Source organism: Arthrobacter sp. ASL1, from assembly GCF_056680475.1.
Map to the genome: position 1 here is coordinate 3,091,323 of NZ_CM155284.1, position 13,541 is coordinate 3,104,863.

The window sequence follows — 13,541 nt, forward strand, 5'->3', positions numbered from 1 at the left end:
TCCACCTTCGGGTGGGGCCGCCGCAGTGCTGTGCGGATGCATAGCATCCGCGGCAGAAGGCTGTGCCAAGCACCCTAGCGTTCACGACGACGTGAACCGTAGGCTCAAGGCAATGCATGGCGCCCGCATGATCGGCGTCAGAACACCAATGAGGAAGGAAGACGCCGTGGAGATCCAGTACCGGCTCGAACAGAAGCGCAACATCACCGGGGTCTTCCCCGGCCCCGTCTCGCAGGCGTTGGCCGAACGCCGCACCGCCGCCGTGGCCGCAGGCGTCGCCTCATCCGTACCCGTCTTCGCAGCCGACGCTGACGGCGGCGTCATCGTGGATGTCGACGGGAACACGTTCACCGACCTGGGGTCCGGCATCGCCGTGACCACGGTTGGCGCCTCCAATGCGAAGGTCGCCGCCGCCGTCAGTGAGCAGACCGCGCGTTTCAACCACACCTGTTTCATGGTCACCCCGTACGAGGGCTACGTGGAGTTGGCCGAGAAATTGGCCGAGCTCACCCCCGGCGAGCACGCCAAGAAGAGCGTCTTCTTCAACTCCGGGGCCGAGGCGGTCGAGAACGCCGTCAAGGTGGCGCGGGTGGCGACCGGCCGGACCGCCGTCGTCGCGTTCGACCACGCGTACCACGGGCGCACCAACCTCACCATGGGCCTGACCGCCAAGGCCGCACCCTACAAGCGGGGATTCGGCCCGTTGGCCTCGGAGATCTACCGGATGCCGATGAGCTATCCGTTCCGTGAGGAGAACCCGAACATCTCCGGCAAGGAAGCCGCCGAGCGCGCGATCCTGTCCATGGAGAAGCAGATCGGTGGGGACCAGATCGCCGCGATCATCATCGAGCCCATCCAGGGCGAGGGCGGGTTCATCGTCCCGGCCGATGGTTTCCTGCCGCGCATCGCCGAGTGGGCGAAGGAGCAGGGAATCGTCTTCATCGCCGACGAGGTCCAGTCCGGGTTCTGCCGTACCGGTGCCTGGTTCGCCGTCGACCACGAAGGGGTCGTCCCCGATATCATCACCCTGGCCAAGGGCATCGCCGGCGGCTTGCCGCTGTCCGCCATCGTCGGCCGGGCCGAATTGCTCGACGCCGTTCACCCCGGTGGACTGGGCGGAACTTATGGTGGCAACCCGGTGGCCGTAGCTGCCGGTCTCGCTGCCGTGGGCTACATGGCCGAGGCCGACCTCAACTCCCGCGCAAGGGCCATCGAAGAGGCGTTCTATGCGCGTCTTCGGCCACTGCAGCAGGAACTGCCGGCCATCGGGGACCTTCGTGGCCGGGGTGCCATGCTGGCCATCGAGTTCGTCAAGGCCGGCGGCAAGGAACCGGACGCCGAACTGACGAAGAAGATCGCAGCGGCCTGCCTGGCGGCGGGGGTCATCATCCTTACGTGCGGGACCTACGGCAACGTGGTGCGCCTATTGCCGCCACTGGTCATCTCCGATGAGCTGTTGGCCGACGCGTTCGACGTCCTCGAGGACGCCATCCGCACGAACGCCTGATAGCAGGACCAGGAACCACGACGGCGGTGTGCCGGCCCTGATCGGGCCGGGGTGCCGCCGTCGTCGTCTCACAGGCGGCGGACGGGACCCTAGCGGGACGGATCCGAGGCGGTCGCCGCGGACCGGGTGGCGGACTTCGCCGCGGGGATGGTGGCCCGGGTGCGCGGCCTTCGCAGCATGTCGACGGCCAGCAGGACGATGGCGACCCACACGAAGGCGAAACCGGCCAGGCGCTCGGGCGGCATGGCCTCGCGGAAGACGGCCACCGCAATGATGAATTGCATGACCGGGGTCAGGAACTGCAGGGTGCCCACGGTGCTCAACGGCAGGCGCCGGGCGGCAGCGCCGAAGAGCAGCAGCGGGACCGCGGTGACGATGCCACTGGCGGCCATGAGCCAGAAGTGTCCCGCGCCGTGGGTGAGTACGGTCGCCTGCCCGTGCGACATCAGCCAGCCCATGTAGACCAGGGCGGGCACGGTGAGCAGGGCCGTCTCGACGGTCAGGCTTGTCACCGCGGTGGCGGTGCGGCCCACCCGGTTCTTCACGAACCCGTACAGGCCGAACGAGAAGGCCAGGGTCAGCGCAATGACCGGTATGGAACCGTAGGCGAACGTCAACACCAGTACGGCGGCCAGGCCGAACGCCAGGGCGGTCCACTGGAGCCGGGACAGCTTCTCCTTCAGGAAGACCACACCGAGCGCAGCGGATACCAGCGGGTTGATGAAGTAGCCCAGAGATGCCTCCACCGTGTGGCCGTGGAGCACCGCATAAGCGTAGGTGACCCAGTTGACGGTGATGAGCACGGCCGCGAGCGCCAGACGCAACATGGCGGAGCGATCGCGGATCAGCGTCCGCAGATCTCCCCATGCCCGGGTGACGCCGATGAGGATGATGCAGAAGACCAGGCTGAACACGATGCGGTTCGCCACGATCTCGGTCGCCGAAGCGACCGAGATGGTCATGAAGTACAACGGCAGCACCCCCCACAGCCCATAGGCACCGAGCCCCTGCAACAGGCCGGCACGGCTCGGGGCGGGGGCTCCCTGCACGTGGCGTGTCGTGACAGGGGCGGTGGGGGTATCGCGGGGCATACCCTTGCCAACCCGGCGCGTGGCCAGCCTATTCCGTCCCGGGGTTCAAATACGTCTGGATCGTCTGGACGGGTCGACCGGTCTGCACCAGCTGGCCCCGGCCCGGAGGCAGCGGCCTGGCGCGGATGTTGTTGATCAGCCCGCCCTCGGAGCGGTCCCCGCTCATGATCAATGCGGCGGTACCGGCGTCGCGAAGGGTGGAGAAGAACGACTCGTACATGCCACGGCTCGCACTGCGGACCTTGCGGGTGAGGATGACGTGCAAGTCCAGTTCGTCGGCCATTGGCAGGTAGTTCGTGAGGCGGCCCAGGGGGGAGGACCCGCTGGCCGTGAGCACGTCGTAGTCATCGGCGAGGATGACCAGTTTGGCCTTGCTCGGCCGGTGTTCCTCGTCGCCGCCGGTGGTGCGCAGCTGCAATTCCGCGGCCAAGGCCCCCGAGAGTTGCTCGCCAACGATCGCACTGCCGGCATATCCGCCCAGGTAGTCGTCGGGAACGACGTCGTCCAACCCCTTGCGCGGGTCGTACACCCCGAAGAGCAACTCATCGGGGGTGTGCTGCGAGACCAGCGTGGCGATGATGTTGCGGAGGATGTTCGATTTGCCGGTCTCCTCGTCGCCCAGCAGGATCAGGTGCCGGTCCTTGGCCTGCAGGTCCAGCACGTGGTCTCCCAGGTCCGCTTCGCGCAGACCCAGCGGGAAGTGCCCGGGATGACGCGGTACCGGCGCCTGGTCCCAGCCGACACTCGCGGGCAGGACACGGACCTTCATGGCCGTGTCACTGGTGTGTTGGGAGACCTGGGCGACGAGGTCGCGGAGTCCGTCGGACATGTCCTCGGCCTCGGCGATGCCGTCGATGCGGGGGAGGGCGACATGGCCGATCAACTTGCGGTCCGACAGGGCACGTCCCGGCGCCTCGGGGTTGACTCCGGGGGCGATCTTCCGGTCGATCTGCGAGTCGGAGGGTTCTGCCAGTGCCGTCTCGATCTTGTTGCCGAAGAAGCCCTGTTGCGCCATGCGCAGTTCGGCATTGCGGTTCAGGGTCGTCACGACGTGGATGCCGTAGCCGCCGCCGCGCATGATCAATGCGTTGACGCTCTCCCGGATTTCCTCGAAGTCGTCGGCGATCTGCCCATACCCGTCGATCACCAGGAAGATGTCGGCGCTGGGCAGCTCTGCCAGCCGGCTGTCGGCATGCATGCGCCGCATGGTCGCCTGGGAATCGATCTGGTGGTTCTCGAACACCCGTTCACGCACCAGCAGCATGCCCATCAGCTCCTCGACGGTGCGCCGGACGACCTCGCGGTTGGTGCGGATGGCGATACCGCCCACATGTGGCAGCCCGTTGAGCGGAAGCAGTGCTGAACCGAGAAGGTCGATGCAGTAGATGCCGACCTCCTTGGGCGAATGGGTCAATGCCATCGACGTGACCACGGTACGCAGCAGGGTGCTCTTGCCCGATTGCGGACCGCCGGTGATCATGAGGTTCCCCCCGCCCGCTGTGAAGTCGATTTCCCACAGGCCCTGCCATTGCTTGGCCGGGTCATCGAGCAGGCCGATGGGAACGCGCAGCTTGCCGCCGGCTCCGAGTTCCAGCCCGTGTTCGCCGGGGTGCACCCCTCCGGTCGCCGCGTCCAGGGAGATGGCCGCCGGCAGCGGAGGCAACCAGATCTCCTGCACCGAGCGCGGGAAGGAGCGCAGCGTATCCATCAACGTGGACATCACGGTCGGGCCCGTGGTGCGCTTCGCTGCCTTGTCCCTCGGTCCGGAGGAGGCGCCGTCGTCGTTCCCGGTAGCCTCCTCACCCGCGTAGCGGGGGATGGGGACGACGTCGGCCACCTCGAGGGGTGCCTGCTCGTCGGGCTCCTCTTCCTGGACATCCTCCAGGGGGCCCGAGACGTAGCCGGCCTTGAAGCGGGTGTACACGGTGGTGTCGACCTTGAGGTAGCCATACCCGGGGACCGGGGGCAGGTGGAACGCATCGGGGGTGTCCAGGACCGTGCGGGACTCGGACTCCGAGAGGGTGCGCAGCCCGAGGCGGTAGGACAAATAGGTTTCCAGTCCCTTGAGTTTCCCGGACTCGACGCGTTGGCTGCTCAGCAGCAGGTGGACGCCGATTGAGCGGCCGATGCGGCCGATGGACAGGAACAGGTCGATGAAGTCGGGGCGCGCGGTGAGCAGCTCGCCGAACTCGTCGATGATCACCACGAGGTGGGGCAGCGGTTCCATCTCCTCGCCACGGGCGAGCCGCTCCTGGCGATGGACCTGGTAATCGGTGATGTTGGCGATGTTGCCGGCCGCCTTGAGGACTTCCTGGCGGCGCAGGATCTCGCCGTTGAGGCTGGCGTAGACCCGTTCGACCAGGGAGAGGTCATCGGAGAGGTTCGTGATGATGCCGGTGACCTGGGGGGCACCTTCGAACGGGGCAAACGTGGCGCCGCCCTTGAAGTCGACCAGGACCATGGCCAGCATGTCGGGCGAGTGGGTGGCCAGCAGGCCGAAGACGAGTGAGCGCAGCATCTCTGATTTGCCGGAACCGGTCGCCCCCACGCACAGCCCGTGGGGGCCCATGCCGAACTGCGCGGATTCCTTCAGGTCGAGGACCGTGGGCCGGCCTGCCGCGTCGGGTCCCAGCGGGATACGCAGGAACTCCGCGTCGCCGCGCGGTTTCCACGTGCGTTCGATGTCGGCGCGGCTGAGTTCCGGGGTGAGCCCGAGCATGCCGAGAAAACTCTGGGCACCTTCGCTGGAGCCGCCGTGCTCGAGGGAATCGGCAGATAGCCGCAGCGGGGCCATTTCGTGGGCCAGTGCGTCTGCCGTCGCCACGGCGAGGGGATCCAACGTGCCCGTGGACACCTCGGGATGCACGGGGTCCGAGCGGTAGTCCTGGACCTGGAATCCGTCGGCTGTCTGGGTGATGCGCACGGTGACGTCGCTGGGTTCCTCGCTGCGGTCGTGGACCAGATGCAGGATCGTGAGGCCGACATCGGCGGGGGAGAGGAACCGGTCGGCCAACGGAAGTTCCTGGGACTGGGAACCGTGGGAGTCGGAGACCACCACCAGGCGGGCCAGCGGTTGGCCCGCCTTCGAACCGACCTTCTTGGCCTCGACGGCGATCTTGGCACGGCGCTGCAGATCGCCTCCCATGGCCTCGGCCAGCGCGCCCAGATCCGGGGCGATGCGTCGCGTCAGTTCGACGCCCGAACTCTGGGACTGGTCCGCCAGATGCGGCAGCCACGTGGCCCACTGCCAGTCGTCCCGGAAATGCTCGGGCGTGCCGATGCCCAGCCCCAGGTCCTCGGGGGAGTGGAACGCGCAGGCGGAAACGAGCAGGTTCCGGGTGGTTGCCAGGACGAAGTCGCGGTCGCCGATGATGCTGACGTTGCCCACGGAGTCCAGTGGGATCGTCACTGGCATATCCGGGCTCGTGGCGAAACGGCGTTTGAGGATCTCGGCCTCGGCGGCCATGAAGGTGTCGACTTGCTGGGTGGCGCCTGCCGCCTCGCTGACGGCGATGTCGCGGCAGGGTCGTTCGCCGGACCCCAGCCGGACGTCCAGGAAATCCTCGTTCGACCTCCGGCGTTCCCAGAGGCGCATGGGGGTGCGGACGATGTCGAAGAGGGCCTCGGGCGGCGGTGCGCTTTGGCGCGTCACCGCCAGGGCCTCGATCTCGTCGGCACGCATCTTCACGCGGGAGCGCTCCAGATACCGCATGTAGTTGTCGCGGGCCTGGGTGCGCGTGCGGACGGCCTTGCCCCGATTGGAGAACATCATGAAGACGCCGATGACCACGGTCATGATCATCATCAGCGCGCCGATGGCGGCAAAGGGTGAGTTGCGGAACATCATCATGGCCGTCATCGACACTGCGCCGCCCAGCATGGGGATGATCGCCATCAGGTTCAGACCCGGTGCCTCGCCCTCGACCGGGGGCGGCCCATCGAGCTGGAAGGGGCGGAAGGTCCGCAAGGGCGTCGAGGTCCGGGCAGGACGGTGGATGATTCGCTGCGACATCGGCTACCGGGCCCCGTTGGCCTGGGCGAGGACGTGCGCGGCCAACGCCGTGGAGGCCTCGCGGTGGGCCGGGAGCATCAGCGGCAGCGAGATTTCCGCTCCGGCGGCCAGGTGCCGGTCGTACCCGATGGCGTGTGCCTCGAACCCCAGTCGGGACAACCGCCCGGCCTGGTCGAGGGCCTGGAAGGCCGAGGAGCGATCTTGTTGCATGACGAGCACGGTCAGGGGGAGGCTGCCCAGGATGGGGTGCGAGCGCCACGTGGCCAGCGCAGCCAATGCGTTATCCATCCCGGAGAGCGTCGACGGGACCACGAAGACCGCTGCATGGCAGTCCGCCAACGCGGCCTGGGTATCGGCGGCGTCCAGTCCGGTCGGGCAATCAAGCAGGGTCACGGGGAAGTAGCGGGAAACGGTGGTGGTGGCTTGGCGGAGCTCCGGGGCGGTGGATCGTTGCGGGGCCGTCGTCCGCGGGCCGGTCGCATAGAGCCCGTCGGATGCCTGGCCGAGCAGTTCCGCCAGGCGGGCGGCCCCGGGCTGGGAGCCGCCGGTGAGGTCGGGGACGACCGCATCGACGGCCGGGGCCCGCTCGAGCCCCAGGCGCAGGGCAAGGCTGCCATGACCGGGGTCCAGGTCGAGGACGCAGACGCTATCGGGCCGAAGTGCGGAAAACGTGCGGGCCAGCAGCGCTGAGGCGGTGGTTTTCCCCGCACCGCCGCGCGTCGAGACGATGGCGATCCTCCGACCGGTGGTGACGGGTACCTGGACCCCGGCGGCGTGCTCGCTGGCCTGGGTCGCCGCGTGCCTGCCCCCGAAGAGTGCGCCCAGCGTGCGTGCCAGGCTGCCGCCGCTGGACCGTACCCGCGAGAGGCGACGCCTGTCGTTTTCCAGCGGGGATCCTAGGGCATTGGGAGCCCCGGCCGGGGCCGCGGAGGGGGGCCTCGTGGGATCCGGCGACGGCGGGGTGCCGCGGCGGTCGCGGCGCGAGGGCGGGGACGGGGTCCAGGGATCGTTCACGGGCTGGCCCCACGGATCGATTTGCTGGCCGGGGACGGCAGGGCCGTGGTTCTGCGGTGCTGTCATGAGTGCTCCTCCGTGCTAGAACGTGGCCAGCATTTGGGTGTACACGCCGAAGTACCCGACGAGCAGCGGGATGGTGGCGAGAATGGCCAGCATTTCGAGGCGCTCGCAGACCTGTCGTATCCGCGCCTCGATGTGGTCCGGAAGGTCCACCGCCAGCCCCAAGCCGATCAGGATCGCGATGACCAGCAGGGACAGGCCGACGATCCACACGGTGTCCTGGTTCAGCCGGTTGAGCGCCGCGGCCCCGGCGGCCACGCCGACGGCGGTGGCTCCATACAACGCGTAGCGTTCGATGGCCAGCGGGAACGCGCGCGAGCGCAGCAACGTCGCCAAGGCCAGGGCCAACAGCAGCGGAAGCGTCCATTTCGGGTTCCGCGTGTCCGACGCGACGAGCCACATGCCGGCGGCCGTGGATCCGGCGGCGGCCACGGTCGCCAGGGTCAGCCCGGAATGGGCCGAGCGGATGGCGCCGATGGCATCACGACGCCAGATCGAGGACCCGTTCGCCCGGCGGTCGTCCAGGGACGCCAACCCCGACAATGAAAGGGCCAGGGTGGGCAGCAGGCCCAGCGCCAGGACCGAGCAGATCGCCGTGATGGCGCCGACGCCGACGAACAAGTCCGCGTCGGAGGTGCCCGATGCCCACCGCGCCAACGGCAGGGAAACGGCCCAGATGCCGGTGAGTGCGCCGAGCACGCATGCCCCGAGCAGGACGGCCCGCGGATGGCGCAGGACCGTTGCCAGGCACGCGACGAAGACCGCCGTCCCCGCGGCAGCCAGCAGCAGCCGCAAGGGCACGTCCGCCGACCAGTGCAACAGGCCGATCATGCCGGCCCCCCAGCCAGCTCCCATCAGCGCCGTGGCGACCGGCCGGGATGCCGCTGCGACCGAGGCACCGAGGGCCAGCAGGCCGGCACCGACCGCGAGCAGGATCCACCATCGCGCGTCCGGCAGGTACCTGCCCAGCAGCAGGTCCAGCGCCAACCAGAGGCCCAATGTGGCGAAGATGCCCGACGCCGTGACCAGGTGGGCCCGTCCCCAGGCTCCGCGCACCTCGCGGGACTGTTCGACCACGGTGTCGGAGATGTCGTAGACGACGGCGGGGGGAGGGGCCTCGCTATTGCTGATGAGGGTGAGCCGGGCGCCGTCGTGGACCTGGGCCTGCGACAGTGACTCCTGGGCGGCGATGGGCTCGCCGGCAGCCGTCAGCAGCACCTTGGTGGAGACCCCGTCGCCGGGGGAATCCCCGAGCAGGTCGAGGATCTGGGGCATCAGTGTCCCCACGGCCTCCGTAGCCGGAAGGAGCAGATCGGCATTGCGGCGCTCTCCGACCAGGGTCACGCGTGTATAGGGCAGGGCCATGGCGGGTTAGCTCCCCATCCTTCCGGGGGTCGGGAAATCTGCCGGCAGCTGGTACCGGTCCGGCAGGACAAGGGTGTGGGCGGAGCGCTGCTGCAATTGCTCCTGCTGCTGCTGCTTCTCTTGCGCCCGGGTGGCGAGGAGGTTGGAGATGAAGGAGACCCCGACGCACACTGCGGTGATCAGTGCAGCGGCGACGAGGCTGAACAGGAACTGCTTCGTCGTGGCCTTCCAGCGGCGTTCGGTGGGGTTCGCTCCATAGAGGAGCGCGTCCGTCACCCGGTTGCGGCGGACGGCGACCGACTCGATGAGTTGGCTGTCGAATTCTGTCGCCACGTGGTCCTCCCAGTCGGCTGCATGGCTGTTGTGGGTCCATCATGTCAGGTCGATGGATGAAAAGTCGTCGAAACCCCCGGGGATGGGTAGTTCTCCCCATGCTGGACGCTTGACCGTGTTTGCCGCCGTGGCGTTAGCTGGTGATGAGCCACGGGGGACGGGACCACCGCCCCGCATCGACGAAGGGAAGAGGATATGAGCTTCAAGGGAAAGATGGACGTCAACGCCATCAACGACGCAGCCCAACAGTCCAGCGGTTCGGGCGACGAACTGGTTCGGCTCGTCGAGGAACTGGTCGACGGGGTCGAGGACCTGCGAACGACCTTCAAGGGCGCAGGTGCTGCCTCCTACCAGAACTTCATGGTCGAATCGCAGCGGGTCCAGAAGGACCTGATCACCGCACTGTCCGGCATCTCGCAGGGCCAGGCCCAGTCCGCGAAGGAATACGTCACCATGGACGACACCATGGAAGCCGGCGGCAAGGACGCCGAGGCCGTTGCCTCCGGTGCCAAGACCTCCTCCTTCAAATTCGGCCAGTAGCGGCTTCCGGGGCGCGCCCGAGCGGGCCCACCCCACGGCGCGGTAGCGCCCCACCACCAAGACCGGTCCACGCGGACCACCACGGAAGGATCTGAACATGGCAACAGGTAACGACGACGTCATCCAGTTCGACAGCGACCACGCCTCGCGGATCGAAGGCGACATCATCCGCATCGCCGGGCGCATCGAAAGCATCATCGGTGACCGCGAAGGTCAGGTGAAGTTCGTCAAGGACAACTGGGACGACAACAATGCCGGCGACACTTACTCCAGCGTCGAAAGCGACTGGATCGACGCAGCGGACGAGACACTGCAGCTCGTGCACAAGGCGCGCAAGCTGCTGGGCGAGAACAGCGTCACCGCCAAGGACGCCGGCGGCAGGGTCGTCGGCATCTGGAGCTGACCTCCAGCGCTGTGGGATACGGCGCGAGCCCGCATGAACAACCGCCAACGGGGCGGACGGCCAGCACGGCCGTCCGCCCCGTCCGTGTGTGCGCTCCCACAGGAATGCGCCACGCGGCCACGGTGCAATTAGACTAGGTGGCTGTGCGTTAATCCCCTTCAGGTCTGGCGCACCCCGTGGAGTACCGCCGAAAGGAAAACCAGTGTCCAACCCAGCTGCAGACCGTCCGCTGCGCGTCGCCATCATCGGGGCCGGCCCGGCGGGCGTGTACGCCGCGGACATCCTCACGAAGGCCGAGCGCGAATTCGAGGTCAGCATCGACCTCTTCGACGCCTACCCGGCACCCTACGGGCTGATCCGCTACGGTGTCGCCCCCGACCATCCGCGTATCAAGGGCATCGTCAAGGCACTGCACAAGGTGCTCGACCGCGGCGACATCCGCTTCCTGGGCAACGTCGCCTACGGCCGGGACATCACCCTGCGCGACATCCGCGACATGTACGACGCCGTCATCTTCGCCACGGGTGCCATCAAGGACGCCGACCTGTCCATTCCGGGCATGGAACTGGAGGGGTCCCACGGGGCCGCGGATTTCGTCTCCTGGTACGACGGACACCCCGACGTCCCACGCGAGTGGCCGTTGGAGGCGAAGGAGATCGCCGTCATCGGCAACGGCAACGTCGCCCTGGATGTCGCCCGCGTGCTCTCCAAACACGCCGAGGACCTGCTGGTCACCGAGATCCCCGAGAACGTCCATGCCGGCTTGGCCGCCTCGCCGGTCACCGACGTGCACATCTTCGGCCGCCGCGGCCCGGCCCAGGTCAAGTTCACCCCGCTGGAGCTGCGCGAACTCAGCCACTCCCGGGACGTGGACATCGTGCTCTACCCGGAGGACTTCGAGTTCGACGCCGCCTCCGACGAGACCATCAAGACCAACAACCAGGCCAAGACCATGGTCAACACGCTGACCAACTGGCTCGTCGAGCAGGAGGACCGCGAGGAGCAGGAAGAAGCAGGCACCCGAACCCCGGCCTCGCGCCGCCTGCACCTGCACTTCCTGCACACCCCGGTGGAGATCACCGGTGACGACGGCAAAGTCGAGGGCATCCGCTTCGAGCGCCAGGAACTCGACGGCACCGGCAACGTGCGCGGCACCGGCGAGATCGTGGACTACCCGGTCCAGGCCGTCTACCGCGCGATCGGCTATTTCGGCTCCGAATTGGCCGAGGTCGGATTCGACCCGCGACGCGGTGTCATCCCCAACGACGGCGGGCGGGTCCTCGGCGACGAGGGCGAACACGTGCCGGGCCTCTATGCGACCGGCTGGATCAAGCGCGGCCCGGTGGGGCTCATCGGCCACACCAAGGGCGATGCGCTGGAAACGATCGGCAACCTGCTCGAGGACCGGCTGGACCTCCCGGTGGCAGCACACCCCGACGAACAGGCGATCATCGACCTGCTCACCGAACGCGGTGTCGAGTTCACCACCTGGGAGGGCTGGATTGCGCTGGACGCCCACGAACACGCCCTGGGCGAGGCGGCCGGCACCATCGAGACCGCAGCGGGCCCGATCACCCGCGAACGCGTCAAGGTCGTCGAACGCGACGAGATGGTGCGCATCTCCCAGCAGTAGAGTGGCTCAACGCAGCAGCCCGGCCTCCCCACGGAGGCCGGGCTGCTGCGTTGTCACCGGAACGTTCCGGCGGCGGGGAGGCTAGGCCTTGCCGGCCATCTCCGACGCGCCATCGGTCGTCCCCAGGGCGCCGGCTGCGAAGCCATCGCGCAGGAGCTGGCCGAGGTTCGCGTCGACGTTCGTCCAGTACTGGAAGAAGCGCTCACGGATGTCGTCACGGGTGATGCCGCCGACCTGGCCGAGCAGGTTCTCGTGGAACCGCTCCTTGGATTCGGCGCTGAAGACGTCGCGGTACAGCGTCCCGGCCTGCCCGAAGTCGCTGTCCTCGGAGTGCAGGGTCTGCGCGGCGCGGACCATGGCACCGTCCGTTTCCCAGCCGCCCTCGGCGCCACGCACCGGGTCGGCCGCCGGGCCACCGTAGGAGTTGGGGGCGTACACGCGGGCGTCGGCACCGTTGAAGTGGTACTGCATGTTGCCCTCGTGCTGGTAGGTCTCCACGTGCGCCGCGTGCGGCTGATTCACCGGCAGCTGGTTGTAGTTGCTGCCGATGCGGTTGCGCTGGGCATCCGGGTAGGAGAACACGCGGGCCATCAGCATCTTGTCGGGGCTGATGTCGATGCCGGGAACCAGGTTCGACGGCGAGAAGGCAGCCTGCTCGATCTCGGCGAAGAAGTTCTGCGGGTTCCGGTTCAGCGTGAAGTGGCCGACCGGGATCAACGGGTAGTCGGCGTGCGGCCACACCTTGGTCATGTCGAAGGGGTTGAAGCGGTAGGTCTTGGCGTCCTCGTACGGCATGACCTGGACGAAGACGTCCCAGGTCGGGAAGTTCCCGGCTTCGATGTTCTCGTACAGGTCGCGGCGGTAGTAGTCGGCGTCGGATCCGGCCAGACGCTCGGCTTCCTCGTTGCCCATGTTGTGGACGCCTTGGCGGGACTCGAAGTGGTACTGCACCCAGAAGCGCTCGCCTTCGGCGTTGATCCACTGGTAGGTGTGCGAGCCGTAGCCGTTCATTTCGCGCCACGACGTCGGCAGGCCGCGGTCGCCCATGACGTAGGTGACCTGGTGGGCCGTCTCGGGCGAGAGGGTCCAGAAGTCCCACTGCATGTCGGCGTCGCGCAGGGCGGAACCGTTAAGGCGCTTCTGCGAGTGGATGAAGTCGGGGAACTTCATGGCGTCGCGCAGGAAGAACACCGGCGTGTTGTTGCCGACGATGTCGTAGTTGCCCTCGGTGGTGTAGAAACGCAGCGCGAAGCCGCGGACGTCGCGCCAGGTGTCGGGGGAGCCCTGTTCGCCGGCGACCGAGGAGAAGCGCGCCAGTGTTTCGGACTTCGCGCCGGGCTGGAACACCGCGGCCCGGGTGTACTTCGAGACATCTTCGGTGATGGTGAGTTCGCCGAAGGCGCCGCCGCCCTTGGCGTGGGGGTTGCGCTCCGGGACACGCTCGCGGTTGAACGAGGCGAGCTTCTCGACCAGGTAGCGGTCGTGCAGGGCGGTGATGCCGTCCGGTCCGGACGTCAGCGAGTGTGCGTCGCTGGCGACGGGGGAGCCGCTTTGAGTAGTGGTGAAGTTCTCAGACACGA

Annotated in this window: 10 protein-coding genes; 4 read left to right on the forward strand and 6 right to left on the reverse strand. The window is 67.7% G+C overall.

The features are described 5' to 3' along the window. Positions 1–148 precede the first annotated feature (148 nt). Positions 149–1,507: a 4-aminobutyrate--2-oxoglutarate transaminase gene (gabT, locus tag AC1MEQ_RS14645; protein ID WP_479791699.1), complete on the forward strand. Its 1,359-nt coding sequence runs from the start codon at positions 149–151 to the stop codon at positions 1,505–1,507. Positions 1,508–1,596: 89 nt separating this feature from the next. Here the strand turns inward: gabT and rarD are convergent, their stop codons facing one another. The 5 genes from rarD to AC1MEQ_RS14670 are packed head-to-tail and all read right to left on the reverse strand — an operon-like array spanning position 1,597 to position 9,385. Then, positions 1,597–2,598: an EamA family transporter RarD gene (rarD, locus tag AC1MEQ_RS14650; RefSeq protein ID WP_479791700.1), complete on the reverse strand. Its 1,002-nt coding sequence runs from the start codon at positions 2,596–2,598 to the stop codon at positions 1,597–1,599. A gap of 28 nt (positions 2,599–2,626) precedes the next feature. After that, positions 2,627–6,610, reverse strand: coding sequence for a type VII secretion protein EccCa (gene eccCa, locus AC1MEQ_RS14655; protein ID WP_479791701.1), 3,984 nt, complete (start codon positions 6,608–6,610; stop codon positions 2,627–2,629). Between the two features lie 3 nt (positions 6,611–6,613). Next, a complete protein-coding gene (locus tag AC1MEQ_RS14660; protein WP_479791702.1) occupies positions 6,614–7,690 on the reverse strand; it encodes a CpaE/TadZ family protein in 1,077 nt (358 codons plus the stop codon). A 15-nt stretch (positions 7,691–7,705) separates the two neighbouring features. Further along, on the reverse strand, positions 7,706–9,052 hold the full coding sequence (gene eccD, locus AC1MEQ_RS14665; RefSeq protein WP_479791703.1) for a type VII secretion integral membrane protein EccD: 1,347 nt from the start codon (positions 9,050–9,052) through the stop codon (positions 7,706–7,708). A gap of 6 nt (positions 9,053–9,058) precedes the next feature. Beyond that, positions 9,059–9,385, reverse strand: coding sequence for a hypothetical protein (locus AC1MEQ_RS14670; RefSeq protein ID WP_479791704.1), 327 nt, complete (start codon positions 9,383–9,385; stop codon positions 9,059–9,061). Positions 9,386–9,580: 195 nt separating this feature from the next. Here AC1MEQ_RS14670 and AC1MEQ_RS14675 point away from each other — a divergent pair, with 195 nt between their 5' ends. From AC1MEQ_RS14675 to AC1MEQ_RS14685, 3 genes are all read left to right on the forward strand, one after another. Continuing rightward, complete coding sequence (locus AC1MEQ_RS14675) at positions 9,581–9,925, forward strand: WXG100 family type VII secretion target (RefSeq protein ID WP_479791705.1); 345 nt, start codon at positions 9,581–9,583, stop codon at positions 9,923–9,925. A 97-nt stretch (positions 9,926–10,022) separates the two neighbouring features. Next, positions 10,023–10,328, forward strand: coding sequence for a hypothetical protein (locus AC1MEQ_RS14680; RefSeq protein ID WP_479791706.1), 306 nt, complete (start codon positions 10,023–10,025; stop codon positions 10,326–10,328). A gap of 202 nt (positions 10,329–10,530) precedes the next feature. After that, positions 10,531–11,961 (forward strand): FAD-dependent oxidoreductase, encoded by a 1,431-nt coding sequence (locus tag AC1MEQ_RS14685; RefSeq protein WP_479791707.1) that lies wholly within the window; start codon positions 10,531–10,533, stop codon positions 11,959–11,961. 81 nt (positions 11,962–12,042) lie between these two features. Here the strand turns inward: AC1MEQ_RS14685 and AC1MEQ_RS14690 are convergent, their stop codons facing one another. Continuing rightward, the gene (locus AC1MEQ_RS14690) at positions 12,043–13,539 is read right to left on the reverse strand and encodes a catalase (RefSeq protein WP_479791708.1); all 1,497 of its coding nucleotides are present in this window, start codon (positions 13,537–13,539) and stop codon (positions 12,043–12,045) included. Positions 13,540–13,541 lie beyond the last annotated feature (2 nt).